We start from the raw sequence: 24976 nt of genomic DNA, 5'->3' as shown, positions 1-24976 counted from the left end.
ACGCCGACCAGGGTCGAACCACCCCCGGACGCCGTGTCGCCGGCCGATCGCGTCGGCGCCCGCCGGCCCGGGACGGGACGCGGACGCGTTGGGCCCGGAGCTTGCGCCGCGCTACGCGTACGCCGACGCCCGGCACTTGGTGTCGGCCGCGACGGCCCACGCCCGGTTGGCCGACCTCGACGCGGCTCCGGCGGGGGTACACCGCCTCGACCGTCAGCCGCGCTCCACCTCGACGCGAGGCAGCAGCCGATCCAGCCACGCCGGCATCCACCAGGCCCAGCGGCCGAGGAGTTGCATCATCGCCGGTACGACAAGGCACCGGATGACCACCGCGTCCACGAAGATGGCCACCGCCATGCCGAACCCGATCTGCTGGAGCATCCGCTCCGGACTGAGCATGAAGGCACCGAAGACGGCGACCATGATGGCCCCGGCCGCGGTGATCACCGAGCCGGTGTGGGCGAGGCCCTCCCGGACCGCGAACGCGCTGTCACGGGTCCGGGTCCACTCTTCGCGGATGCGCGAGACCAGAAAGATCTCGTAGTCCATCGACAGCCCGAACACGATCGCGAAGATGGTCACCGGGATGTATGCCTCGACCGGACCGGGTTCGATGCCGAACATGCCACGCTGGAACACCAACGCGATGGCCCCCAGGGCGGCCCCGATGCTCAGCAGGTTCAGCAACGCCGCCTTGATCGGGATCAACACCGAACGGAACACCACCATCAGCAACAGCACCGACAGGCCGACCACGATCGCGACGAACAGCGGCATCCGTCGGGCCACCTTGTCGGCATAGTCCTCGGTCACCGCGGTGGCTCCGCCCACCAGGTACCGCGCCCCCGTCTGCGTGGACAGGCCCGGCAGCACGTCGTCTCGCAGCGTCGAGACCAGCTCCGAGGTCCGTTCGTCCTGCGGCGCCGAAACCGGATGCACGATCACGGTGGCGACCGCGCCGTCGCGGGTGACCATCGGCGTTCCCGCGGCCCGCACCCCCGGGGTCTCGCCCAGTACCCGGCGCGCGGTCGCGCCCGCCTGCTCCGCACCGGCGTTCCCGCCGTCCACCACGACGATCAACGGACCGTTGAAACCGGGACCGAACCCCTGCGCGAGCAGATCGTAGGCGCGGCGGCTCGTGGTGTCCGGCGCGTCGTTGCCCGCGTCGGCGAACCCCAGCCGCAAGGTCAGCGCCGGCGCGGCAAGTGCGCCGAGCCCGAGCACGCCGACCAGCAGGGCCACCATCGGCCGTCGCTGCACCGCGTTCGCGATCGCGCGCCACATCGCGCCTTCGGGCCTGCGGCCACGCGCGGCGCGCTTGGCCGCCCGTACCGTGAACTGCCGCGCGAAGCGCTCCCCGAACACACCGAGCAGGGCGGGCAGCAGGGTGAGCGCCGCGAGCATGGTCACCAAGACCGTCAACGCCACACACAACGCCATGCCCTGCAACGACCCCAGGCCCAGGGCGACCAGCCCCAGCAGGGCGAGGATGACCGTACAGCCGGCGAAGAACACGGTCCGACCCGCGGCTTCGAGCGCCGTCTTGGTGGCCGGCTCCGGCGCTACGCCGCGCACCAGTTCGGCGCGGTAGCGGACGAAGATCAGCAACGCGTAGTCGATCCCGACGCCCAACCCGACGAGCATCATCACGTACGGCGTGTAGTCGGCGATCGTGAACAGCCGCGACGCCAGGATGATCACGCCCAGGGTGGAGCCGACCGCGAACAGCGCGGTCACGATGGGCAGTCCGGCGGCGATGACCGTCCCGAACATCAGCACCAGGACCACCAGCGCCGCCAGGAGGCCCACTCCCTCGGCCGCACCACCCTGCCCCTGACCCATCAACCGCGCTGCACCACCGCCCAGTTCGACCCGGAGCCCATCCCCCGCGACTCGCCGCGCGACGTCGTCGACGCGCTCGCCGTCGGCTTTGGTCACCTGGTCCGAAGGCGTGCTCAGAATCACCGTCGCATACCCGATCGTGCCGTCGGGGGCGATCGACGCGGGATCGTCATAGAGACCGAATACGGCTGCCACATTCGGGAGTTCGGCCACCTCGGCCAACATGCCGCGGACCCGCTCGGCGGTCGCCGGAGCCCGCAGACCGCGCTCGTCGCGCAGGACGATCTGTACGCTCTCGCCCGCCTGCTCGGAACCGTGCGCCGCGAGCAGGTCGGCCGCGCGTTGCGAGTCGGTGCCCGAGAGGGAGAAATCCTGGCGGTAGTCCTCACCCACGAACGAGGCGGCGCCCCAGACTCCGATGAGCACGGCAAGCCACAGCACGAGCGCGAGCCGGCTGCGACGCAAGGCCAGGCCGGCGATTCGGGCGAATATGCCCTCTCTGGGCGTTACTTCTGTTGTCTCTTCGGTGATGGTCATGATCTCTCCGGTCTCTCCCGGTCTCTGCGGCTCTCCGGCTCTCCGGCTCTCCGGCTCTCCGGGCGTGCGAAAGCAGCCCACGGGCGAGCCGTGGGGTCGATCTGTGCTGGGGTCGATGCGGGGATCAGTCCGGCGGAGGTGGAACGGACGCCAGTTTGTGCGGGTTGCGGACCACGTCGATGGCCGTGATCCGTCCCGCGTCCACCGTGAAGGCGGCCACCGAGAGCACGCCGTCCATGCCGCGCAGCAGCAGGCCGGGCGAGCCGTTGACGTCGGTGGGCCGCACCTCGTCGAGCGGATGCCGGGTGAAGTCGAGCATCAGCCCGGCCACCTTCTCGGCTCCGCGCACGGCGTGACGCAATGCCGTGACCACGCCGCCGCCGTCGCCTCGGCACACCACATCGGGGTCGAGCAACGTCACCAGCCCCTTCAGATCGCCCTCCCGGCACGCGGCCAGGAACGCGGCCACCAACTCCCGCTGTTCGGCCGCGGTGGGCGGAAAGCGTGGTCGGGCGGTCGCCACGTCCCGGCGAGCGCGCGAGGCGAGTTGGCGTACGGCGGCCGGGGTACGGCCGACCACGTCCGCGATGTCGTCGAAGGGCAGCCCGAAGACGTCGTGTAGCAGGAACGCGGTGCGCTGTGCGGGGGAAAGCTGCTCCAGGACGACCAACAAGGCCATACTCACCGACTCGTCGAGGGTGACGCGGTCCGCGGGATCGAGCGCCTCGGGCCGAGCGACCAACGGTTCCGGCAGCCACGTCCCGACGTACCGCTCCCGCCGCGCGCGAGCGCTGCCGAGCGCGTCCAAGGCCAGTCGGCCGACCGTGGTGATCAGCCATGCGCCCAGGTCGCGGATCGCCGCCGGGTCCGCGATGCCGCGCAGCCGGAACCAGGCCTCCTGGACGCAGTCCTCGGCCTCGCTCATCGACCCGAGCGTCATGTACGCCACCCGCAGCAACCGAGGGCGATGCGCCTCGAATTCGAGCGCGAGCGTGTCCTCGCCGGCCGGGTGCCCCGCCCCCTGTCCGTCGCCGAACCACGCGCTCATACCTGCGGCTCCACCGTCGACCGCGTCTCGAGCGAGCCGGCACGGCGTGCAACGTCCGCATGCTCGGCGACGGCCGGCCGTCTCGAACGCGCGGTCCGGTCGAGCGCATCGGTCGGCGGTACCGGCAGCGCCGTCGCCCACCGCCCGCTACTCCCGCGTCCGTGCACGCATCGGGCCGGTTCGCCCGTGTGGGCGATGTCGGTGACATCGGCGAAGGCCCCGACCGGCTCCGGCATCGCGACGGTTCGCGCCGGGATCGGACGACCCTGGGAAGATCCTCGACCGGGCGCACGCACCCCACCACCGCACGGACGTGGTTCGTCGATCATGCGGCGGCCTGTGCGCCCGTTTCCCCTGGCAACTGCGATTCTCATGCCCTCCAGACGACGCAGGTCCAAGGAGTGTGACATCGGCTCCGGAGACGACTCTTGGAACCGTCCGAATCCCAGTGGTGATCAAATCTCGTGGTGTTGACGCGGGAGGTAGGGGCTGAAGTGGTCTGCGACTGTCTCTGCGATCGCAGCGGCATCGCGGGAACCGTCGACTTCGATCACGCGGATGCCGAGTTGATGGGCGGTGTGGACGGCGTCCTTGGCAACGAGGTGATCCCGGGCGAGGCGGTTGGCCTGGGCTCGGACCGGATCGCTGACGCGGTGCCCGAGCGAGGCGGCTCGGGGAAGTTCTCGGAGTTGGTGTCGGCGGAACTCCGGCGTGGGCACCATGACGACCATCCGACGCGGTGAGTCGATGATGGGTGCGACGAGTTCGGGACGCAGTCCCCAGCCCTCGGCGATGATCGGGTGGCCCGAGACGAGTGCGCGCAGGTCGTCCAGGGCCCACTCGAACCGGTACGGGAAGCCGGCCAGGGTTTCGGTGGCCATCTCTTCCGGAGCGGAGTGGACCCACACCTTGTCCGGGTCGGGCTCGGTGGCGGGCTCTCCGAGGCTCAGGCGACGGGCGATCCGGCGATCGTTGTGACCGCGAGCGTCGTGGTAGTCGTAGTGATAGACGGTGACGCGGTACCGGACGGCCAGGAGCCGGGCCACTGTCGACTTTCCGGCCCATTGGCCGCCGCCGATCCACAATGCTCGGTGCAACGTCCCCAAGGGGTCCGGGACTTCGCTGCCCGCAAGGGAGCCATGGCTGGTCATCTGCTGTCCTCCTGCGTTGAGGTGCGGCGGCTGACTTCGGCTGCGTAGGTGACCCGGTCACCCGCGAAGAGACGTTGCCAGGCGAACGGCCACGTCGGTGCGGATACCCGAGGTGCGGGCGAGTATCGGCGGGAATTCCCGGTGGCGAGCTGCGAGAGCGCGGTGCCGCGAGCCTGCTCGGGCCGAATCCCGAGCCGGTCGAGCCGCACGTCGTTGACCACCGCCTCCACGCGCCTCACCGCGGGTCGTGGAGCCTCGTCTTCCGGTTGTGGGCATCGGGACGGTGGCCGTTGGCGGACGTCGTCGAGTTGGCCCGGGTCGAGGGTATCGGCGACGGCAAGGCCCCGTCATCGTCACCGAACTCGGCCATCCGGCGGAGACGTTGAACATCCCATCGACCGGCGTCGCGCCCCCGGAATCTGACACGGCAACACGGATACGACCTGCTGCGGGTGTTCGGGCGCGTGGGCCACACCACCCGCCTGGGCCAGGCGTTCGCCGCGGACGGGCGGATCGAGAAGCCCTGTGTGGAGGCGCCGGGCCGGGAGACCGCAGCCGGGCGGGATCGATACGTCAGCTGGGCGGGGTCAAGACGTCCCGTCCCGGGGGACGCGAACGCGCGGCTTGGCCGGGCCGGGAACCGGCCATACGCGCGGCCGCGAAGGCGGAGGGTGGACCGACGCGGCCCCGTCGGTTTTCGCCGGCGGGGCCGCGTCGGAGGTCGGTGGTTCTACGGCGACGACATGGCGAGCCGCCACCAAGTCGCCGACGACCCGGCAGCCCGCCATGCGCGACGACGAGCCGAACGGGCGCTGCGGCGCTCGATGTTCGTTGTTACGTGTTGAGGCTGGTGTGGTTCCACCAGCCTTGGCGCCCGGCGGTGAAGGTGACCTCGCGGGTCCCGATCAGGCCCTCGTAGGGCTTGCCCTTGACCAGGGGGCTCGTGTTGACCACGCCTTTCGGGTCCTTGATGGCGGGGATGGTGACGGCGGCGGCGTGGTCGAGGTCGCTCTGCTGGAACCCTGCGGGCTGCGTGGTGGTGATGACCTCGTCCCAGTTCGGCGAGGCGGCGAGCTGGTGGGCCAGGTGGATCTCGGATCCCTCGCCGAAGGCGAGGTAGGTGAGGTTTTCGGGGTAGCCGGTGGCGTCGAGCGGCTTGTAGTGGACGACGTCCTGCTTGCGGCAGGTGGCGGTGGTCTCGTCGAGGATCTTGGTGAAGGTGCGATTGCCGGAGCTGTCCACGGTCACCCGCTCGAGTTCCACGGGCAGCGAGTCGCGGGTGCCGTCGACGATCTCCTTGAGAGGCCAATGGCCCTCGGAGAACAGGGAGTAGTACACCCGCTGGTCCTCGTGGTTCGCGAGGTCGTCGAGGTACTTCTTCCGCAGGCCCCCGTCCAGGCCGAACTTGTTGATCATCTGGAAGGCGTGGACGGGGACACGGTAGAGCGCGAGGTGGTAGGCGAAGATCGTCCCGGTGCCGATGAGCAGGAACCGGTGGCCGTGGCGGGGGGCGGCGTCGGCGTCGGACACGGAGATGACGTCGGTGGTGGTCATGCGGGCACTCCTGGGGGTGGGATCGGATCGGGTCGGGTGTTCGCTCGGCCGTCGACGGGATCCGTCGGGCCGGCGGTGTGGCGGCGGTGCCAGAAGGCGTGCCGGGGCCATCGGTGTTCGAGGCCGTAGAAGGTGCGCCGGTTGCGCAGGTGGACGCCGGTGATCGTGTCGAGTTCGGCGGCGTAGCGGGTGAGGGCGGTGCGGTCGCCGCCGAGGTGGTCGTGGACCGCCTGGCCGGCCCGCATGCCGGTGTACAGGGCGGTGATGATGCCCTGCGACGACAGCGGGTCGAAGGCGGCGGCGGCGTCGCCGGCGGCGACCCAGCCGTCGCCGTGGACGGCGTCCAGGCGGACGGTGTGGGCGGGCGCGCGCCGTACGGCGGCGGCCGGCCACGGGTGCGCGGACACCCGGGCGCCGGTGTGGCGGGTGCGGGCCACGTCGGTGAGCAGGCCGGTATCGCCCGTCCGGGCGCCCGGCAGGTCCGCGTCGGTGTACCGGGCGAGCAGCCGGTGGCCGGCGGGCAGCAGCGCCGTGTACCACCAGCCGTCCGGCGATGCCTCCACGAGGGTCGAGGCGTCGGGGGTGGGCGTGGTCGATGGGGGCAGGGTCAGGCAGAGCGCGACCAGCCGGTCGTGGACCACCCGGCGGGCGCCGGCCGCGGTGGCCAGGCCCGCTCGGCGGCCGGTGGCGTCGACCAACCAGCGGCAGCGCACGGTGCGGCGCCGGCCGGGGCCGCGCAGCTCAACGCTCCAAGTGCCGTCGCCGGAGCGGCCGGCGGGCCGGGCCGTGGTGTGGTCGGCCACTTCGCTGCCGAGGAGGCGGGCGCGCTCGCGCAGTTCCCGATCGAAGCGGCCGCGGTCGAGGTGCCAGCCGTGGCCGTGCGGGTCCAGGATGGTGTCCTGGGCGGCGAGGTCGTCCGAGCCCCAGGCCGACAGGTTCGCGTAGCAGGGCAGATGGTGGCGTTCGTCGAGGACGTCCTGCGTGCCGAGGTCGCGAAGCAGGACCCGGGCGGCGGCCGGTAGCGCCTCGCCGACGGGCGGCGGTCCGGTGGCGGCGTCCGCGAGCAGGACGGTGCGGCCCGCGCGGCCCAGTGCCAGGGCGGCGGCGGCGCCCGCCGGGCCGCCGCCGGCGACCACCACGTCGTACACGGTCGCGGTGGCCGCCGGACGATCGGTGTGGTCCACCGTCACGAACGGCTCTCGTGGCGGCCGGCGCCGTTGGCGGCGTCCTCCCCGAAGGGGTCGAGCTTGTCGATGTAGCCGACGGTGATGTTCTCGGGGGCGAGGCCGATGTGCTCGGCGAGGGCGGACAGCGCCGCACCCTGGGCGTCGGCGGCAGCGGTCTGCGGTACATGCAGGGTGACCAGATTCCGCTCGTCCGGCACCCCTTCGAGGGCGAAGCCGGGCACGGACTCGACCTGGACGTGTTGCGGGTACTTGTTGTCGCCGACGGTGTAGCGGCGGGTCTCCACCACGCCGAAGTGGTGCCACTCCGCGGCGGCCTGCTTCAACTGCTCCTTGTAGGTGCCGTGCAGACCGCGCAGCCAGGAGGCCCGATTGTTGAACGCCGCCTCGCGCTCGTCCTCCGAGGGGGTCGGGCCGCCCTCCTTGTTCACGATCCGGAAGTCGCGCTCGGTCAGCACGTGGTTGGGCACCCGGGCGGGCCAGAAGGTCGGCAGGTGAGGGTCGTACCGGGGGCCCAGGCCGGCGGTGGACTCGTAGCCCGAGCGGCAACTGGCGGTGTCCGTCTGCCAGGGGATGGCCATCCACCGGGTCAGGCCGCCCGGGCCCTGCGCGTGTAGCGGGCCGTCGGCGGCCAGCGCCTTCTCGGGAGTGAGTTCCGCGCCGTAGTCGGGCTCCGCCTGTCCCTCGGCGCGGTGCAGGATGCGGAACGGTTCGGCGAACATCGTCGCGTGCCGAATCGGCCAGGTGATCTCGCAGCCGGGGTGGAAGGCGTCGGCGAGGCAGAAGTCGAGAGCGGCGCGGTCCAGGAGCCCGGGCTGATCGGCGAGGGATGCCTTCTCCAGGTGGCTGGGGAAGCCGCTCCAGGGGGTGTCGACGAATTCGCCGTTGGACCACTTGAGCAGCATGTCCATCTGGAGGGCCGACAGGGTCATGTACTGCCGCGGTGACTTGGGGCGGCTGGCCATGCCGTCGCCGTAGAACCACGGCCAGGTCATCGGCGCGAGTCCGTCCCGCTCGTAGTTGCGCATGGCGGTGTACACCTGGCGGCGCAGCTCGCGGTAGGTGTTGCCCGGCTTGGAGAGGCGCCGCAGCACCTCGGTGGTGGTGAAGTCCTCCGGGCCGGCGAATCCGAAGTGGGTGGCGAAGCCCTTGTTGACCCACTGCAGGTCGCCGAAGCGCCGCAGGAGGGGCTCGATGTGCTGTTTGAAGGACACCTGGACGGGGCGGGGCAGTTTGCCCTTGTTGACGAAGACGTCGAGGAGCAGGTCGTAGACGGTGCGCACGGTCTTGATATCCGGTGCGTAGTTGGGCGGGCCCACCACGACCCAGGCGGGCTTGACCTCGATGGGGCGGCCGTCCAGGGTGAGCGTGGCGGTGACCGGGCCGTCCGAGATGTCGTCGTACCAGCCGTCGTTGTTGCCGAACGAGTGCAGTTCCTCGTTGTTCTTCGCGCCGGACCGGCCGGAGCCGCCGAGCACCACGAGCCGGCCGCGCTCGTCGGTGTGCATCCGGCCCAGCGGGACGGCGATGCCCTGGAACGCGCCGCCGGTGAACTCCACGCTCTGGCCGGTGCCGGCGCGCAGGGTCTTGCGGCCGGGATCGATGACCAGGCTGCGACGATCGATGCCCTTGTTGCGCCTCGGCGTGCTGTGGCCCTGCATGTCGGGGATGTCGAGGGCGAGGCTGAACTCGTACCAGGCGGCCTTCTGGTTCGCGACGTGGACGCCCCACTCGATCGCGACTCCGGCGTCGGTGGCCGTCAGTTCGCGTACGACGTTGCCGGCGCTGTCGTAGCCGTAGAGGCGGAAACGGGCCGCCTGGCGCTTGAAGGCACCGGTGTCGTCCTTGAGGGAGCCGGCCGGCATCGGATCCGGGTCCGGTGTCTCGGGGCCGTAGTACCAGCCGTCGTCGCGGGTGCTGTTGCCCACCCGGGCCACTCCGATCGCGGGGTGGATCTTCGCGTAGGCGATGTCGTTACTCATGGTGGTTGCGGGTTCCTTCCGAGATGGTGAAGGTCGCAGGGTCGTCGTGGCGCACCGGTGGGTGACCGGGTGAGCGGGTGACGAGGCGGCGGGCCGGGCTGGATGCGGCAGTTCGCGGGCCGGGAGCGCGCCCACGGTCGGCCGGGAGAGGGCGGCACATCATTCAGATTGACAGCTCGCGTACGATCCATCCCTTTCGAGTGAAGGCTGTTCGTGTACTTCACCCGGATGGCGCGCACCCGCCGTGTCGACGGGCGGCCGGTGCACGAGAGTGCGGCGCGGCGGTCCGACCGGGCCGGTCGAGTATTCGAAAGTCGCCCATCAGGAGGGTCGTAGGTGTGCGCGGTACGGCTCACGCGCAATCGTGTGTCGCGGGAACACCGCCATCGGTGGCGCCCGCGCTTCCCTCGGACGCACAACCTCCATCGCCGTGGCCGCCGGGCCTGCGTCCGCGCAGGCCGGGCCCCGGTGGCGGCTGTACAACTACCTCAAGGGCCGGTGGCGGCTGCATGACTACCTCAAGGGGAAGTTGGGCCGGATGGCGGTGCGAACAGCACGGTGATGGCCAGGCCCCTTCGGGGCGTGCGCTGGTGGCGAGGGTGGCGTGGTGAGCTTGGGCGACGGCGTCGAGCGCAGGGTTTCGGTGTCGGCACCGCCGTGCGCGACTCGGCCGCCGGCATCGGGGGCGTCCTCGGCCTGCTGCACATCGTCCCGATCATCGCCCGGACCAGGGGCGACCCGGGCTGGCAGCGCCTGCTCGTGAGCATCGCGCCGATGAGCGCGGGGCTGGGCGTCCAGAGCACCACCGATTCCGGCAGCCTGCCCATCCGCCCCTGGGCCGGCCTCGGCGTGACCGCCGCGTGGGCCGCTGCGGCACTGCTGACCGGCGGACTCCTGCTACGCAAACGCGATACCCAGCCGCCCCTGCCGTCAGGCGACACCGAGCGAGCATCACCGCCCCCGCCGATCGCCGCACCTGTACCGGCCCAGTCGCTCGGCGGCTGACGGCGGTCTCCCGCCATACCTGTTCCTCGCCGGCGTCACGGCCGTACGCGCCGGTCGCGGCGGGCGGGCGGCGGCGGCGGGGTGCGTGACGATAGCGGTGGCGGTCGAAGTCCGCGTGGCAAGCCATCGGTTCGACGGTGCGGACGCGTCTCGCCGGCGGCGGCACACGCGGCCTCCATCGACAGGGGCAGGCACTCCTCCACGCCGGGCACGTGGTGGCGCGGGTGCCGGAAGACGGCGCCGGCGCGTCGCAGTTCGCCGAGGCGGGTGGCCGGGTGGCTTGAGGCACCCGATATGTCAGGGTCAGTGAGGATATCCGACCCGCCGAAGCCCTCGGGGCGGTGCGATTGCCCGGGGCTCGCGGCCGTACGGCGGCAGGCAACTATCTGTTGGGATCTCGGGGTTTGTCTGTGCTTGTGCTCACAATTGGATCTTTGTGTTGTACAAGATCCTTTCGATACCCCATTCTTGGTCATCCTGGGTGGGGACCCCGGGGGGAACGGTTGATTCGCTTCTCGGCGAGCTGATGCTCGTCGGCCTTTCGTGCTGCCCGAACGCCGGTCACGGCTTCGGGATTCGCGCGTGCGCTCCTGAGCGATTTCTTCCATTCGCCATGATTCGATCGGGAGCGCGACGGCGAGATGAACAACATGGGGTACGCGAGCGGCGTGCCCGGCGGGCGGCACCGAGGACGTGCCGAACAGCCGATTGCGGCGGACCACCCGACGGAGATCCTGGCGCCGATTCGCGATGAGCCGCGCCCGGTCCCGACCTTCGCGCCGACTCCCACCGGAGAGCGTCCCCGGCGACACCGGGCGCGCAAGGCCGAGCCGTTCCGGCTCAGGACCAAGCGCCGGCGTCGTCGTTCGCTGCCGGCCGTGGACGTGCTCTCGATGCGTATCACCGCACTGGTGCCCGCGCACAACGAGGAAGCGCAGATCGGCGAGACCATCCAGTCCCTGTACGGTCAGCGTCGACCGCCGGAGACGATCATCGTCATCGCGGACAACTGCACCGACCGGACCGTCGAGATCGCCCGCGGCATGGGTGTGCAGGTCTACGAGACCGTCGACAACAAGCACAAGAAGGCCGGCGGCCTCAATCAGGTCATCGATCACATCCTGCCGAACCTCGGACCGGCCGACGCGATCCTGGTGATGGACGCCGATTCCACCCTCGGACCGGAGTTCCTCAGCCACGGCCTGGAGCGGCTGGCGACCGGCGAGTTCGGAGCGGTCGGCGGCACGTTCACCGGCAAGCCGGGCGGGGGTTTCGTCGGCATGCTGCAACGCAACGAGTACGCCCGCTATGTCCGTGATGTCGAGCGGCTTCAGGGCAAAGCCCTCGTACTCACCGGGACGGCCACACTCTTTCGCGCGCTGACCCTCCAGGAGGTCGTCGCGGCCCGGGCCACCGGTGAACTTCCCGGCGCGGCGCACGTGTACGACACCCGCGTGCTCACCGAGGACAACGAACTCACGCTGGGCATCCTGCACCTGGGTCTGCGTATCGTCTGCCCGCCCAAGTGCACGCTGATGACCGAGGTCATGGGCACCTGGTCGGACCTGTTCAAACAGCGACTGCGCTGGAAGCGCGGCGCCTTGGAGAACCTGACCGACTACGGGTGGACACACATCACCCGCACCTACTGGGGACGACAGGTGCTCTCGTTGATCGGCTTGCTGATCATCGTGATCTATCTCGGTTCGCTGCTGCTGTCCCTCGTCCTCACCGGACACGTGCGTATTCAGCCCGTGTGGATGGTGGTGACTTTGATCTTCTCCGTGGAACGCGCCGTGAGCGTCCGCAAACGCGGACCACTGCAAGTGGTACTCGGCGCGCTCATCGTGGTCGAGATGGCCTTCGACCTCTACCTGCAAGCGGCCCAGGCTCAGGCGTTCTGGGACGCGATCCGAAGAAAAGAAAGGAAATGGTGACCATGTATCACGCAAGTACGGGAGCGGCCGCAGCCGGCGCCGGAGGCGCTCTGGCCGCGACCGGCGCGAACGTCATGTGGGCGCTCGTGGCAGCGTTCACGCTGTTCAGTGCGGGCCTCGCGCTCAAGCGGATCCTGCCCGCGCGCACTCGCTGACGTTCGACCTGCGGTCGGCCTTCCGCCCCGGGGGCAACCGGTAAACCGTTCCCGGCCGCACCCGGCGGCGGGCGGCCGACCGCAGGGCCACCATCCTTCGATGGTGGCCGGGTTCGTGATGATGTCGAATCTTCGAAAGGAAGTCCGAGATGAAGTCCAGCGTGCGAGTGCGCGCGTGGGCGGCCGGGGCGATGGTCGCGGTGGCGGGTCTGATCCTGGGCCCGACGACGGCCGCGCACGCCGATCCCGCGCCCCCCGCCCCATGCTCCGCCGGCTATGCGGCGATCTCGTTCGACGACGGCCCCTCGACCCTGACCCCCGCCTACGTCCAGGCACTGAACGACGCCGGTTGGGTCAAGGCGACCTTCTTCCTGACCGGGGCCCACGCCCTGGACTACCCGCAGTACGTCGCGCAGATCGCCGCCGGCGGCCACTGGATCGGCAACCACTCCTTCTCCCACCCCTTCCTGGACGACCTGGGCGAGCCCGACGCGTTCAACGAACTCCTGGGTACGAACCAGATCCTCCAGTCCCAGACCGGCCACGCACCGACGCTGTTCCGCCCGCCGTACGGCCGGACCAACGCGGGAATCCGCCAGGACGCGACCACACTCGGCATGACCGAGGTGCTGTGGACCACCGACTCGTTCGACTACAACGGCATCTCCACCGACGACATCGTGGCCAACGCCCTCCAGGTCGGCCCGGGCGGCATCATCCTGCTGCACGAGGGCTACCAAAGCACCCTCGCCGCGATCCCGCGCATCGTCGACGGGCTGGCCGAGCGCGGACTGTGCGCGGGCAGGATCGTGCCGTCGACGACACCGGTCCAGGCATGGCCCGGCGCCACCTACTACGCGACCGCCGCGCACTGGTGACACCACCGCCGAGTTCGGCGCCGGCCGCGCAACCAGGATCGGCCCGCGCCGAATTCGGTGAACGCCCCTCCCGGATATCGGGGTACGGCCTGCCTCCGCGTTCGTAATCACGGTGGCGAAAGTCCCGCGCTCGTACCGTTGCACGGCGCCGGGCGGCCACCCACCGCTTGGAGCACCGCCGCCCTTCCGGTTCCGGCCGGCCACCGGCTCGACCGCCTCCTCGCCGTCGAACACGCGCGAACGCATCCCGGTCGTACCCCCGCCGCGATAATGGTCGACATGGACGAGGTCGAGGTCGTCGTGGCCCATCACGAGCGCGCGACCCTGCGCGTCGGCGACGTGTTCCTGAAGATCGACGCGGATCGCACGCGCACCGACGTCGAGGTCGAGGCGATGGCTGCGGCGCCGATACGGACCCCCGAAGTCCTGTGGCGCAAGCCGCCCGTGCTCGCGCTCGCCGCGGTCCCGGGAACGGCACTGGGCCGCCTCGGCGAGCCGTCGACCGCGTCGTCCGCGGCGTGGGTCGCGGCGGGTGCCGCCGTACGGATGCTGCACGACGCGCCGCTGCCGCCATGGCCCGGTCGCAGCCTCGAGGAAATCGCGTCGCACCTCGACCGCGAATGCGAGTGGCTCCTCACCAACGGCGTCCTTCCCGCCGACCTGGTCACGCGCAACCGCCGGGTCGCCGAGGCCGCGCTCCGGCCGTGGACACCGGTGTTCACGCACGGCGACCTGCAGGTCGCCCACGTCTTCGTCGACGGTGACGAGATCACCGGCGTCATCGACTGGTCCGAGGCGAGCCGGGGCGATGCCCTGTACGACCTCGCCACCCTGACGCTCGGACACGAGGAGCACCTCGGCGACGTCGTCGCCGGCTACGGCACCGACGTCGACCTCGACGTGATCCGCGCGTGGTGGTCGCTGCGAAGCCTGCTCGCGATCCGCTGGCTGGTCGAGCACGGCTTCGACCCGTCCGCGCCGGGCTGCGAGGTCGACGTGCTGAGATCCCGGATGTGAAGCTGCGCGAGGCCGACCGCTACCGCCGACATGACCCGGCGCGGAATCACGGCCCTCGCCCCGGACAACCCCAACCCGCGCGGCATCGTCGAGACCGCGACCCGCGGCGGCGAACACCGAGGGATCGTCCCAACGTTCGTCGCCGGCTCCTCGAAAGCCGGCCGACCGGGCCCGGTCGCACACAACCGTGTCGAGGCGTTCCACCCCGAGTTCGGGCCGGAGCGTTCGACCGCATCCGCGGGTGACCCCGGTGGGCCAAGTGGAGGTGCCGGCTCGGCTGCCGGCGACGCCCGCTCGGTGACGGTCACCGTCGACGACGGGACACCGATCGTGTGCTCGTTGCCGGTCGACCACCCGGAAGACCCCGCCGCGTCCGTGCGATCGCCGGGGCGGGGACCGAGGGAGTGGTTCCTGCGCCGGCGCGGCCCGATCCTGTCGGTTCTGGGCGCGGCGGTGGTGGCGATGGTGATCGGGGTGGTCTCCTCGATCATGACGCCGGCGTCACCGTCGCGGCCGGAACCGAACGCCATCGGCGACCCTCGCTCGGCAGACCCCTGCGCGCTCCTCGAGCCGACCTCGTTGTCCGCCTACGGCACGGTCGTCCTGGACCCCGCCTACGGCGGGTTCGACAGATGCGATCTTCTCGTCGATGCTCCCGACGCCGGCCGGATCGCCGACGTCAAGGTCGACTTCTCCGCCGGGGGCCAGGAACTCGGGTCCAACACGCACACCCGACGAGTCGGCGGTTTCACCGTCGTCCTGGAACCCAACAGCGGCAAACGCGAGTGCACGCAGCTCGTGCGTCTGGGGGCGGACAGACAACTCGCGATCGTCGCCAAGCAGTTGGGATCCCGTCCGGCCGACCTGTGCGCGATAGCCGACATCACCACCGCCCGCGCGATCCCCGTCATGGAACGCGGCCCGATCCCGAGGCGCCCCTCCGCATCGGCCAAGGAGTCGCTGGCCCGACTCGACGCCTGCGCGATGCTCGATCCCGCCACCCTGGACACGCTTTCGGGCATCGACCCCTCGGAGCCGGACGCCGGATTCGCGAACTGGAGCTGCCGCCGGCGCAGCACCGTCGACAACGGCGGTGTCGAGGTCCGGTTCGACCAGAACGTGCCACTGACCGCGCAAGACGGCCTGCCGAGGCGACTGGGCGACAGAAAGGCTTTCGTGAGCCCCGGGGACGGGGACGACGCCTACTGCGTCGTCAAGGTGGAACACCGAACGTACGTGAACGTTCGCGAGCTTCCCGTCGCCGAGGTGGTCGAGCTCAAGGTGTCGGGGCCACGCCTCAAGGAGAGCCTCTGCGACACCGCCGTCGAACTCGCCGCCGCAGTGGTCGGGAAGTTGCCGAAAATCTGACCGGTGGGCGTCGGTGGGTCCGTCCACGCAGCGTCGGCGGGGGTGTGGTCGGCGCACGCGGGCGGCCTCATCCGGGCCGTGCCGGTCGTCGGGCTCGGCATGCGTCGACGTCGCGGGTCCGGGTACACGCGCGGGATGGAGACCTTCGAGGTGCTGATCTATCCGTACAACGTGCAGGACATGCCGCCGACGGCCCGGGGGCCGGCCGTGCGGTCGGCGACGGTCCGTGCCACCGGAGAGAAGGGAGCAACCGGCCATCCACGCTACGCGGGTGACGACGTACAAGCCGACATCGATCCGGTCACCAGAACGGTCGAGGCCATCACCGTGGACGGCGCCGAACTCGAGGACGGCTGGTCCGCGCAGATCGCCGACGCCTAACACAGCCCGCACGCCTCCGCGACGCCACGCGTTCCTGCGTTGGGGCCGGCCTGATCGCCGGCACCGCCGCGGCGGTGCCGGTACTCGGTGCGGCTCCGGCCGGCGCGGCCGACGCACAGCCCCCGCTCCCGCTCTCGCGGAACACCCTCGCCGACTCCGATCTGCACTTCAAGGCGGCCGGTTCGCCGAGGGCGACCGAGGCTACACGCGGGTGCTGCGCTCCGACCCCGACAACGCCCACGCCCTGGCTCGGCGCGGCAGCATCCCCCTGCCGTACATACCGGTTCGCCCCGGCGACCACGCACGGGAACCGAGCCGTACATAGGCGCGTACGTGCGTGTGTTCGCGTTCGGGGTAGGTGCCGGCGATGGATCCCATGGATTTGTCGTATGCGGTCATAGGTATCGGAGCGCTCTTGGCCGGGGTGATGCCCCGGCTCGTGGCGCGGCGCCCGCTGTCCCTGCCGATCGCCTTTCTCCTGCTCGGAATGCTCGTATTCGTGGTGCCTTCGCCGCTGCCGGATCCGGACCCCTTGGCGGATCCGACCCTGACCGCGCACGTCACCGAGCTCGGCGTGGTCGTGGCGCTGATGGGCGCGGGCCTCAAACTCGATCGACCGTTCGGCCGGAACCGGTGGTCGTCGACGGGGCGTCTGCTGCTGATCGCCATGCCGTTGGGGATCCTGTCCATCGCGCTGCTCGGCTGGTGGGCCCTGGGCCTGGCCCCGGCCGGAGCCCTGCTGATCGGCGCCGCACTCGCGCCCACCGATCCCGTGCTGGCCTCGGACGTGCAAGTGGGCGAGCCCAGTGAAGAGGAGGATTCCGAGGACGACGTGCGCTTCACACTCACCTCCGAGGCAGGGCTCAACGACGGACTCGCCTTCCCGTTCGTCTACGCGGCCATCGCCATGGCCACGGTAGGCGCGGCTCCGGGCGCCTGGATGGGCCACTGGCTGGCAGTCGACGTGGCGTACAAGCTCACCGCCGGGCTCGCCCTCGGCCTGGGTACCGGTTGGCTCATCGGCCGCCTGAGCTTCCGTCCGCGCGCTCGGTCGCTGCGGCTGGCCGAGCACGCGGAAGGCTTCGTCGCGCTTGCCGCGACGTTCCTTTCCTATGGCGTCACCGAGGTCGCGGGCGGCTACGGCTTCGTCGCGGTGTTCGTGTGCGCGTGCACGATCCGGGCCTCCGAGCGGGCGAGCGGCTACCACACCGTGCTGCACGACTTCATCGAACAGATCGAACGCCTGCTCACCGTCGGCATCCTCCTGCTGTTCGGCGGCGCGATCGTCGGCGGTCTGCTCGGGCCACTCACGTGGCAGGCGGTGGCCCTCGCGGCGGCCGTGGTCTTCGTCGTCCGCCCGGTGACCGGCCTGGTCGCCCTCGCGGGATCCTCACTGGCCCGATCCGAGCGGGGCGTGATCGCGTTCTTCGGCATCCGCGGCATCGGCTCGTTCTACTACGTGTCGTACGCGCTTGCCGAAGCGGAGTTCGCCCGGGCGGACCTGATCTGGGCCACCACCGGCCTGGTCGTGGTCATCTCCGTCGTCACGCACGGGATCACCGCTTCTCCGGTCATGACCTGGTTCGACAACCGGGTTCCGACCGACGCGGACATCCCGTTCGCGTCCACCCCAACCGATTCGGCTCCCACCGTTCCAGGTGCCGGCTCCCACCAAGCCCCCGAGCCCGCCGAGTAGGTGAACCCGACTGCGGGGGACGACACCACGGGGCCCGGAGCCCCCGGTGCCGTTGCACACGGCGACAATACGGCCGGCCGGGTCGGTTCGGGGGCGTCCGCCGCGGTGAACAGCGGCGATGTGATCACGCAGTCGGCCGGCGCGCGGTGGTCGGCGCACGACATCACGGTGCCGTACTCCCCCCGAGCACGCCTTCCACCGGCACGCCCGGCCGCGCGCCGGTGGCCACCTCGCGGGTACACCGCGCGATCGGCGCGCCCGGGTTCGCGCCGCCGGGGTTTCCGCCGGTGCTGGTGCGGGGTCCGGTGCTCGCTCTTCGGATGGCTGCCCTCGGATGGGGCCGTTACGAGCCGGCGCACGCCGTGAACGCGAGGGCGTAGCACAGGACGTCCTCGCCGACCGCCGCCGGCAGTGCGGGAATTCCGGTATTCGTGGCCGCTTCGCGCCATGCTGCGCCCAGGACGGCGCCGCCCACCGAGGCACCCGCTCCCACGAGGGCCGCGAGAGTCACCCCACCGCGCGTACGACGGGCCAACATCGCGGCAGCCGTCGCTCCCAGCAAAACACGCGGAGCCAGGCCCGGCAGGCTCAGTCGCGACGGGGCGTCGGAGCGCTTGTCCGCGACGAGTTCGCCGATCGCGGCCGAGCCGACCGCGAGCCGGGAAAGCCTGCCCGCGCCGCGGGTGGTCAAGCGAACGGCCGTGACCCCGGCCTGGCTTCGGCCGCCGCTGGCCGCGCCCACCAGGAAGGCCCTTACGAGGGCACTCACTTGGAGTCCATCATCGCGAGCGCCGCGTATGTCGTGAAGCCGTACGCGACGTGCGGCACGATATCGGCGAGCCAGTCGGTCCTCGACCACGCACGCGGGTCCGACACCCGCAGCCCGGCCATCGGGCCGTTGGCGGCGATCATCGCGACGGCGCCCACGAGCAGCGAACCCGCCCAGATCGGCGGTCGTAGGCCGATGCCGCGCAGCAGGCCGAAAGCGGCGCCGACGCCGACGCCGGTCACGATGCCCGACAGCGCACCGAGCCCGGTCAATCGGTTCACGCGCGTGTCGGAGTCGCCTTCGACGGGGTGCCCGATTCGGCGCGCGATGGTGGCGATCGTGCGCTGTGGCGTCTCACTGGCCGGGCGCACCCGGCCGGCCATGTCGGCGTAGGTGACCGCATCGAGGGCGGTCGTGCCGGCCGCGCCCGCAGCGGCACCCCGCAGGATCCCTGAAAACATGTCCACCCGTTGCCCGCGCGCCGCATTCACAAACCGTCGTCGGCCACCCACGCGGCCGGGGCTCGGGCGCCGGGGTCGCCCCGCGTCCGGCGGCGACAACCGCGGGTACCCGACCGGCCTCCACCGCGGCGTGGGCGAACGTCACCCGTGCGGCTCGCGGCCGACACCGCCGCCGGCCCGGCGGCGCGGTCCCCCGTTCGTCTGCATCGTTCTCCCGCGTCGGTGTGGGCAGCGATCCTTTCGGGGCGGGCGATACGCGCCGAACGCGAGACGATCGTCCGTCGCCGGATTCGGCCTCCTCCGTCACCGCTTCCTCCCCGGACTCCGATGACGAGGACGCACGCCCTCGACCGCGGCCGTCGGCGACCCTTGGGCTGCACGCAGGAGGTCAGGTGACCTCCCAGGCCGCCTCGATCATCCGGAAGATCTCGTCCACGGCGGCCTGCGGGTCGGCCGCCTCCCGGGCCAGCGAATAGGCGTCGACCACGAACCTCGCGATCGTTCGGCAGGCCGTCGTGCTCTGTGACAGGTCGGGATCGGCGGCGAGGGCCGTGGCCAGCGAGTCCGCATGGCGCAAGCGCATCGACTCCTCGTACTCCCGCAGGGCACGTGACTCGTCGATCATGCGGTAGATCGGGGCGGTGCCGGCACCCGTGCAGTGCCGGACCATGGCCCGGATCTCGCGGCGCAGTGCGGGGATGAGCGGTTCGTGCGGTGCGCGGTTGGTGACCGCCTGCGTGAGGCGTTGTTCGAAGTTGTCGTCCTGCTCGAACACCAGGGCCTCTTTGGAGGCGAAGTGGGAGAAGAGCGTGGTGACGGCCACGTCCGCCTCGGCGGCCACATCGCGGATGCCCACCGCGTCGTATCCGCGTTCCAGGAAGAGCCGCAGGGCGGTGTCGGCGATCTTCTGGCGGGTGGCGGCCTTCTTGCGTTCGCGGCGTCCGGTCGGCACGGTCATGCCGCTGACACTATCAAATCCAAAGGAGTAACAGTTTCAAAACCATAACCGTTAGTGCTACGGTCGGCCGCATGAAGAAAGTGAGCTTCGCCGAGTTCGGCGGTCCGGACGTACTGCAACTCATCGACGCCGAGGAGCCCCACGCGGGCCCCGGCCGCATACGCATCGCCGTACGGGCGGCGGGTGTCAACCCCGTCGACTGGCGGATCCGTGAGGGGCAGATCCTCGGCGCCCATCCGACCGTGTTGCCCTCCGGCGTCGGGCTGGACGCCTCCGGCGTCGTGGACGAGGTCGGCGAGGGCGTCGAAGGAGTCGAGGTCGGCGACCACGTGTTCGGCGAAGGCTCCAGCACCTACGCCGAGTTCGCCGTGTTGTCGGCCTGGGCGCGGATGCCCGAGGGCCTCACGTTCGAAGAGGCCGCCGGGTACCCCTCCGTGGTGGAGACCGCGCTGCGCATCATCCGCGAGGTCGGCGTGCAGCCCGGGCAGACGCTGCTGGCCTGCGGCGCGTCCGGGGGAGTCGGCTCGGCGGTGCTACAGATCGCCCGGGACCGCGGCATCACGGTGATCGGCACGGCCGGGGCCGCGAACCAGGACTATCTGCGCGGCCTGGGCGCCCTCGCCACGACGTACGGCGAGGGCTGGGTCGAGCGGGTGCGGCAGCTCGGCCGTGTCGACGCAGCCCTCGATCTGTCCGGCTCGGGCGTGATCCGCGAGCTGGTCGAGCTGATCGGGGACCCGCAAAAGGTGATCTCCATCGCCGACCTCGACGCGCCGGAGTTCGGCGTGCGATTCTCCGGCGTCGCCGGGAGCGTGCCGGACGCGCTCGCCGAGGCCATCGACCTCATCTCGCGGGGAAGGCTCCACATTCCGGTCGAGAAGTCGTACACGCTCGCCGAGGCCGCGGCGGCGCACATCGACAGCCGAACCGGTCACAGTCGGGGGCGCCGGGTCATCGTCGTCTGAGCCGTTTCCCGCCCGGTAGCACGGCCCGGCAAGCTGCCCGGCCTCATCCCGGAGAGCGCCCCAGCGATACGGCTCCGCCGACGTCGCCCACACCCCACTCCCAAGCGGGAGGCGACAGTGCCGCAGAAGTGGGCGGCCGGCGGCTCTCCTGCCGAACGACCGCTATTCATAAGGAGGTTGCCCGTGTTTGCGGTGCAATACCACCGCTACGGCGGTTCCGAGGTCCTGTGCCTGGAGGAGGTCGAAGAGCCGCATGCCGGGCCCGGTCAGGTCCGTATCGAGGTCCGTGCCACCGGCGTCACCCCGGTTGACTGGTACCTGCGTTCAGGGATGCTGCGGGACATCGCCGGCCTGGACTTCCCCCACATCCCCGGCATGGATGCGGCCGGAATGGTCGACGAGGTGGGAGAGGGAGTGACCGGCACCGCCGTGGGCGACGAGGTCTTCGGCCTCGTCCCCTTCGTGGACAAAGGAGGCGCCGCGGCCCAGTACGCCGTGCTGGAAGCATGGGCGCCGAAGCCCAGGTCGTGGTCTTTCGAGGAAGCGGGCGGCGCCGCGGGCAACATCGACACCGCCACGCGCGTACTGGAGGCGCTGGAAGCCGCGGAGGGCATGACCCTGCTGATCGAGGGTGCCGCCGGAGGCGTCGGCACCCTCACCGCGCAACTCGCCCAGGCCCGCGGCCTCACCGTGATCGGCACCGCGAGCCAAGGCAACCACGGCTTCCTCGACCGACTCGGCGTCGTACCGGTCACCTACGGGGCGGGGCTGGCCGATCGCCTTGCCCCCCTGGCTCCGCGCGGCATCGACGTGGTTCTGGACGCGGCCGGTAAGGGCTCTCTTGCCGATCTGGTGGCCATCACCGGCGACCCGCACCGCGTGGTGACCATCGCGGACTTCGACGCCGACCGACACGGCGTGCGCTTCTCCCGCTCCGAAGCAGGGGAGTCGCCGGGCTGGGCAGGGCTACCACTGGCGGCCGATCTCGCCGACCGCGGCCGCCTCACCGTCCCGCTGCACGCGGTGTTCCCGCTGAAGGAGGCCGCCACGGCCCACGACGTCAGCGCCACCGGCCACGCGCGCGGCAAGATCGTCATCACCGTGCCCTGAACAGCCGTTGGGCCCGGTCGCACTCGCTCCCTACCACCTGGCGACCGGGTCCCGACCGCCGGCCCACGAAGTTCCTCTCCCGGCCGGGACCTGTCGGCACGGTCCGGCTCACCGGACCCGACGACGAGGCGATCGGTGGGAAACCACCCGCACGGACACCGCACTACGCGCTCGTGTTGACGCAGGCGAGCACGAGACGTTGTCGGCCTGGACGCGTCATCGGTCGAGCGACTCGGCGTCGTCGCGGCCTCCGCGCCCGTGGATCAGCCGGCGGTAATCCCCGGTAGTTCGCTATCCGGCCGACAGACGGTAGCTCACGACTCCGAACTGCACATGATCACCCGGCCGCACGGACACCGGGCCCATGATGCGCAGCCCGTTGACGTGCGTACCGTTCATCGAACCCAGGTCCTCCAGGACCCAACCGTCGTCCCGTACACACAATCGCGCATGCCTGCGCGAGACGGAATCGTGCGCGAGGCGAAGATCGGCGCGGTGGCTGCGTCCGATCTGCATGGCAGCCGAACCCGGATCCGGCAGTCGCAGTCCGGGCGCGCGCGTCTCCACCGTGCGGGAGACCCGCGGCGCCCCGGACACGAGGGCGTTCAGCCGCGTCGCCGCGCGGCGCAGCAGTCTCCGCAACCACGGGTCGTCCGCGGGCAAATCCGCGATCATCTCGTCGACTTCGACGCGGTTGCGGGCATTGAGCACGATCAGCATGCGGTGCATGAACGTTTCGTGTGACAGCCGCCCCGATCCGGCGCCGTCGCGCAGCACGCCCAACGCGCGTTCTCGCTCGGCCTCCGACAATCGGATCAGCTGGAACTCACGCGACGACATGGGGAGATTTTCGCCGGCGCTCGACGACCGTGTCCATACCCGCGTGTCGCAACCCTGTCGCAAACCTCGGACCGTCCAGCCGGTGGTGGCGGCCGGATAGTAAGACGAACACCCGGGCCCGGTCCGGCAATCACACTCTTGCTCCGTTTCATCCTGCGCCCTGCCCATCCCCTGCGGCCGTGACGGGTTCTCCCCCTGCCGCCGTGACGGGTTCCTCCGGTCCCGCGGGCAGGTACGAATACGACTTCTACACGCTGCGCTGCGCGGAGGGGCAGTGCGGCCGGCTTCCTCGACGAGGACGTCCTCCCCCAGTGACGAGTGCGGCAGTACTCCCCTCCACGTGGTGATCGCGACGTGCGCGGCGGGCATGCCGCTGCCGGCGAGTTCCTTGTGCCGGTCGAGCGTCCGGTTGCGCAGGGCCGCAGCGGCGTTGGCGGGGCCGCGAGCGTTGCCGACGGACTACCGGAGCCGGCCCGACGACTTCAGCGCAGCCGGCACCCGCCGATCTCGCCCGCGCTCCCAACTCCGGGGAAAATGCCCGGCGTTGGCTGCCGCTGCGACGGCGCCGCCACCGCGGTGACACCGACCCGTCAGGCATCACTCCCCTGATGAACACGCGAGGCAGGAGCGGGCGTTCTCCGGACCGTCCCCGGCGGAAGAACCAGCGCCAGGACCGCGGCCAGGAGATAGAGCCCGATCACCACGCCCATCCCGATCACCGCGGATTCCACCCCGTCGTGTCCGCCTTCGAGCCGGCCGAAGTAGACGGTCCCGATCAGCGCGACGCCCGCCGCCACACCGACCTGAATCGAGGTGTTGATCAGCGCGGACGCAGCGCCGGCCTCGGCCTCGGGCACCTTCGCCAGAACGATGGTGAGCAGCGTGCCGGCGACCATGGCCATGCCGAGCCCGGCAACGACCAGGCCGGGGATCAACTGCCAGGGCGCGATGCCGGTGCCGTACCGATCGACGCAGAGCACGATCAGCGCCATTCCGGCCGCCATGACCAGCGCGCCGAGGATCACCACCGTGCGGCCCAGCGGCATCAGTCGTGGTGCGAAGCCCGAGCCGATACCGACCCCGATGGTGAAGGGGATCATCGACAGCGCGGTGCGCAGTGGGGAGTATCCGGCGGCGGTCTGGAGGTGCACTGTGAGCACCAACGTGTACGCGGTCCCGCAGAAGAAGAGCACGGCCACCGAGAGTCCGCCGATTACGCTGCGGTGACGGAACAGGGCCGGATCCACCAGAGGCGATCCCCCGCGGCGAGCAAGGATCCGCTCGTGTCGGACGAACAGCCACAACAGGAGGGGGCAGGCGGCCGTTACCGTCAGGATCCACAGCGGCCATCCCAACGGGCGCCCCTCGACCAAGGGGTAGAGCAGGGCGAGCAGGCCCGCCGTGGCGATGGCGGTGCCGCGTACGTCCGCGGACAGTGCCTGCTCGGAGCGGGATTCCCGGGTGAGTACGACGGCGCCGATGAACGCCGCGATGCCGATCGGGATGTTGACGAGGAAGATCGGTCGCCAGCCGAGGCCGAACAGGTCGGCGTCGAGCAGTACTCCGCCCAGCAGCGGGCCCCCGAGACCGCCGAGGGCGAAGCACATGCCGTACATCGACATCGCCTTGGCATGCTCGGACTTGGGGAACTCGACCTGGAGCATGGCAAGGACCTGCGGCACCATCAAGGCCGCGGCCACGCCTTGGAGTACGCGCGCCGCGATCAACATCTGCGGTCCGGTGGCCGAGGCCGCCAAAGCGGAGGTGGCGACGAAGCTCCCGAGCCCGGCGAGATACACCCGACGGCGCCCGTACATGTCGCCGAGCCGGCCCCCGGTGATCATGGCGGCGGCGAACGCGAGGGTGTATCCGGCGATCGCCCACTCCACCTGTGCCGACGAGGCGCCCAGGTCGTCGCGCAACGACGGCAGTGCCACGTTGAGCACGGTCGCGTCGATCATGTCCATCAACACGGCGGCCAGCGTCACGACGAGCGCGGCCCATCGACGCGGGCTGTAGCGCGGATCCGCCACCGGGTCCTCGTGTCTCGTGCTCGGATCCTGCGTGGAGCTCGGATCCTGCGTGGAGCTGGGCATGGGGGGCTCCCTGATTTCGGCGTGCCGTCGTTCGACACACAT

23 protein-coding genes are annotated in these 24976 nt (G+C 70.7%); 11 read left to right on the top strand and 12 right to left on the bottom strand.

Annotated elements, in window-relative coordinates:
* Positions 1 to 213 precede the first annotated feature (213 nt).
* The 7 genes from ACIRL2_RS27740 to ACIRL2_RS27710 form a co-directional block, all read right to left on the bottom strand.
* Positions 214 to 2379, bottom strand: coding sequence for an MMPL family transporter (locus tag ACIRL2_RS27740; protein WP_402235399.1), 2166 nt, complete (start codon positions 2377 to 2379; stop codon positions 214 to 216).
* 124 nt (positions 2380 to 2503) lie between these two features.
* Positions 2504 to 3427: an RNA polymerase sigma factor SigJ gene (gene sigJ, locus ACIRL2_RS27735; protein WP_395868789.1), complete on the bottom strand. Its 924-nt coding sequence runs from the start codon at positions 3425 to 3427 to the stop codon at positions 2504 to 2506.
* A 455-nt stretch (positions 3428 to 3882) separates the two neighbouring features.
* Positions 3883 to 4578 carry a hypothetical protein gene (locus ACIRL2_RS27730; protein WP_402235397.1) on the bottom strand — a complete coding sequence of 232 codons (696 nt, stop codon included), beginning with the start codon at positions 4576 to 4578 and terminating at the stop codon, positions 3883 to 3885.
* Positions 4575 to 4817 (bottom strand): hypothetical protein, encoded by a 243-nt coding sequence (locus ACIRL2_RS27725; protein ID WP_402235394.1) that lies wholly within the window; start codon positions 4815 to 4817, stop codon positions 4575 to 4577. The genes ACIRL2_RS27730 and ACIRL2_RS27725 overlap by 4 nt, the downstream gene beginning before the upstream one ends.
* A 595-nt stretch (positions 4818 to 5412) precedes the next feature.
* On the bottom strand, positions 5413 to 6132 hold the full coding sequence (locus tag ACIRL2_RS27720) for a hypothetical protein (protein WP_395868793.1): 720 nt from the start codon (positions 6130 to 6132) through the stop codon (positions 5413 to 5415).
* Positions 6129 to 7322, bottom strand: a complete 1194-nt coding sequence (locus ACIRL2_RS27715; protein WP_402235392.1) for an FAD-dependent monooxygenase — start codon at positions 7320 to 7322, stop codon at positions 6129 to 6131. The genes ACIRL2_RS27720 and ACIRL2_RS27715 overlap by 4 nt, the downstream gene beginning before the upstream one ends.
* Entirely contained in the window at positions 7319 to 9298 is a 1980-nt protein-coding gene (locus ACIRL2_RS27710; protein ID WP_402235389.1) for a LodA/GoxA family CTQ-dependent oxidase, read from the bottom strand. The genes ACIRL2_RS27715 and ACIRL2_RS27710 overlap by 4 nt, the downstream gene beginning before the upstream one ends.
* Positions 9299 to 9728: 430 nt before the next feature.
* Here ACIRL2_RS27710 and ACIRL2_RS27705 point away from each other — a divergent pair, with 430 nt between their 5' ends.
* The 9 genes from ACIRL2_RS27705 (at position 9729) to ACIRL2_RS27665 (ending at position 17735) form a co-directional block, all read left to right on the top strand.
* Complete coding sequence (locus tag ACIRL2_RS27705; protein WP_402235387.1) at positions 9729 to 9860, top strand: hypothetical protein; 132 nt, start codon at positions 9729 to 9731, stop codon at positions 9858 to 9860.
* 95 nt (positions 9861 to 9955) lie between these two features.
* Entirely contained in the window at positions 9956 to 10303 is a 348-nt protein-coding gene (locus ACIRL2_RS27700) for a hypothetical protein (RefSeq protein ID WP_402235385.1), read from the top strand.
* Between the two features lie 641 nt (positions 10304 to 10944).
* Complete coding sequence (locus ACIRL2_RS27695; RefSeq protein ID WP_395868800.1) at positions 10945 to 12240, top strand: glycosyltransferase; 1296 nt, start codon at positions 10945 to 10947, stop codon at positions 12238 to 12240.
* A gap of 2 nt (positions 12241 to 12242) precedes the next feature.
* Positions 12243 to 12395 carry a hypothetical protein gene (locus ACIRL2_RS27690; RefSeq protein ID WP_331772491.1) on the top strand — a complete coding sequence of 51 codons (153 nt, stop codon included), beginning with the start codon at positions 12243 to 12245 and terminating at the stop codon, positions 12393 to 12395.
* Positions 12396 to 12544: 149 nt separating this feature from the next.
* The gene (locus tag ACIRL2_RS27685; RefSeq protein ID WP_402235381.1) at positions 12545 to 13273 is read left to right on the top strand and encodes a polysaccharide deacetylase family protein; all 729 of its coding nucleotides are present in this window, start codon (positions 12545 to 12547) and stop codon (positions 13271 to 13273) included.
* Positions 13274 to 13552: 279 nt separating this feature from the next.
* Positions 13553 to 14290: a phosphotransferase family protein gene (locus tag ACIRL2_RS27680; protein WP_395868804.1), complete on the top strand. Its 738-nt coding sequence runs from the start codon at positions 13553 to 13555 to the stop codon at positions 14288 to 14290.
* 297 nt (positions 14291 to 14587) lie between these two features.
* On the top strand, positions 14588 to 15658 hold the full coding sequence (locus ACIRL2_RS27675) for a hypothetical protein (protein ID WP_402235377.1): 1071 nt from the start codon (positions 14588 to 14590) through the stop codon (positions 15656 to 15658).
* A 135-nt stretch (positions 15659 to 15793) separates the two neighbouring features.
* The gene (locus tag ACIRL2_RS27670) at positions 15794 to 16039 is read left to right on the top strand and encodes a hypothetical protein (RefSeq protein ID WP_395868808.1); all 246 of its coding nucleotides are present in this window, start codon (positions 15794 to 15796) and stop codon (positions 16037 to 16039) included.
* A gap of 367 nt (positions 16040 to 16406) precedes the next feature.
* Positions 16407 to 17735 carry a cation:proton antiporter gene (locus tag ACIRL2_RS27665; RefSeq protein ID WP_402235375.1) on the top strand — a complete coding sequence of 443 codons (1329 nt, stop codon included), beginning with the start codon at positions 16407 to 16409 and terminating at the stop codon, positions 17733 to 17735.
* 343 nt (positions 17736 to 18078) lie between these two features.
* Here ACIRL2_RS27665 and ACIRL2_RS27660 read toward each other — a convergent pair whose 3' ends face one another.
* The 3 genes from ACIRL2_RS27660 to ACIRL2_RS27650 form a co-directional block, all read right to left on the bottom strand.
* Positions 18079 to 18504 (bottom strand): hypothetical protein, encoded by a 426-nt coding sequence (locus ACIRL2_RS27660; RefSeq protein WP_395868814.1) that lies wholly within the window; start codon positions 18502 to 18504, stop codon positions 18079 to 18081.
* The gene (locus ACIRL2_RS27655; protein ID WP_402235721.1) at positions 18501 to 18965 is read right to left on the bottom strand and encodes a hypothetical protein; all 465 of its coding nucleotides are present in this window, start codon (positions 18963 to 18965) and stop codon (positions 18501 to 18503) included. The genes ACIRL2_RS27660 and ACIRL2_RS27655 overlap by 4 nt, the downstream gene beginning before the upstream one ends.
* Before the next feature lie 388 nt (positions 18966 to 19353).
* Positions 19354 to 19923 (bottom strand): TetR/AcrR family transcriptional regulator, encoded by a 570-nt coding sequence (locus tag ACIRL2_RS27650; RefSeq protein ID WP_395868816.1) that lies wholly within the window; start codon positions 19921 to 19923, stop codon positions 19354 to 19356.
* A gap of 71 nt (positions 19924 to 19994) precedes the next feature.
* Between ACIRL2_RS27650 and ACIRL2_RS27645 the strand changes: the two genes are divergently transcribed.
* Complete coding sequence (locus tag ACIRL2_RS27645) at positions 19995 to 20888, top strand: NADP-dependent oxidoreductase (RefSeq protein ID WP_402235372.1); 894 nt, start codon at positions 19995 to 19997, stop codon at positions 20886 to 20888.
* A gap of 183 nt (positions 20889 to 21071) precedes the next feature.
* Positions 21072 to 21998 (top strand): NADP-dependent oxidoreductase, encoded by a 927-nt coding sequence (locus ACIRL2_RS27640; RefSeq protein WP_402235370.1) that lies wholly within the window; start codon positions 21072 to 21074, stop codon positions 21996 to 21998.
* 291 nt (positions 21999 to 22289) lie between these two features.
* Here ACIRL2_RS27640 and ACIRL2_RS27635 read toward each other — a convergent pair whose 3' ends face one another.
* Positions 22290 to 22838, bottom strand: a complete 549-nt coding sequence (locus ACIRL2_RS27635) for an FHA domain-containing protein (protein ID WP_395868822.1) — start codon at positions 22836 to 22838, stop codon at positions 22290 to 22292.
* A gap of 590 nt (positions 22839 to 23428) precedes the next feature.
* On the bottom strand, positions 23429 to 24934 hold the full coding sequence (locus ACIRL2_RS27630) for an MFS transporter (protein ID WP_402235367.1): 1506 nt from the start codon (positions 24932 to 24934) through the stop codon (positions 23429 to 23431).
* Between the last annotated feature and the right edge of the window lie 42 nt (positions 24935 to 24976).

This window comes from Embleya sp. NPDC127516, assembly GCF_044765325.1.
Classification (GTDB): Bacteria; Actinomycetota; Actinomycetes; order Streptomycetales; family Streptomycetaceae; genus Embleya.
Note: the sequence above shows the minus strand (reverse complement) of the source record. Positions and strands in the feature narration are given on the sequence as shown.